This window comes from Aeromonas sp. sif2433, assembly GCF_019218705.1.
In the GTDB taxonomy this organism is placed as follows: domain Bacteria; phylum Pseudomonadota; class Gammaproteobacteria; order Enterobacterales; family Aeromonadaceae; genus Aeromonas; species Aeromonas encheleia.
Window position 1 is genome coordinate 1 of the sequence record NZ_JAHUXD010000025.1, and the last position, 966, is coordinate 966.

Annotated in this window: 1 pseudogene; it reads right to left on the reverse strand. The window is 62.0% G+C overall.

What is annotated here, in order from left to right:
• Nucleotides 1-945 (reverse strand): annotated as a pseudogene (locus tag KW825_RS20205) (1-deoxy-D-xylulose-5-phosphate synthase N-terminal domain-containing protein); the annotation flags it as partial.
• Nucleotides 946-966: the final 21 nt, after the last annotated feature.

Genomic DNA, 966 nt, shown 5'->3' on the forward strand with positions numbered 1-966 from the left:
CCAGTCGGATTCGAGCTTGGTGCCCTTCTCCTGGGCATTCCACTCGGCGGCGATCTCGGACGGAATGACGAACGGCGCGTGATCCCATTTCAGGAAGGCACGGGCGGCGGCGATCTCGTCGTTGCCCAGCGGTGAGCCGTGGCAATCGTGGGAGCCGGACTTGTTCGGTGAGCCGTAGCCGATGATGGTGCGGCAGCAGATCAGGGTCGGCTTGCCGGTCTCGGCCTTGGCGGCTTCGATGGCGGCGTTGATGGCTTCCGGGCTGTGACCGTCAACCGCAGGGATGACGTGCCAGCCGTAGGCTTCGAAACGCTTGGGGGTGTCGTCGGTGAACCAGCCTTCCACGTGACCGTCGATGGAGATGCCGTTGTCATCCCAGAACGCGATCAGTTTGCCCAGCTGCAGGGTACCGGCCAGGGAGCAAGCCTCGTGGGAGATGCCTTCCATCAGGCAGCCGTCGCCCATGAAGGCATAGGTGTAATGGTCGACGATGTCGTGACCCGGCTGGTTGAACTGCTCGGCCATGGCCTTCTCGGCGATCGCCATGCCCACGGCATTGGTGATGCCCTGACCCAGCGGGCCGGTGGTGGTCTCGATGCCGGGGGCATAACCGTACTCCGGGTGACCCGGGGTGCGAGAGTGCAGCTGGCGGAAGTTTTTCAGGTCATCGATGGAGAGGTCGTAACCGGAGAGGTGCAGCAGAGAGTACAGCAGCATGGAGCCGTGGCCGTTGGACAGCACGAAACGGTCGCGGTCGGCCCACTTGGGGTTGTTCGGGTTGTGCTTGAGGTGGCCACGCCACAGCACTTCGGCGATATCTGCCATTCCCATGGGGGCGCCCGGGTGACCGGAGTTGGCTTTTTGAACGGCATCCATACTCAATGCGCGAATGGCATTGGCAAGCTCTTTACGAGAAGGCATCTGTATCTCCTGCGATTGCTTCATTTGATGGCCAAGATTAAGGCG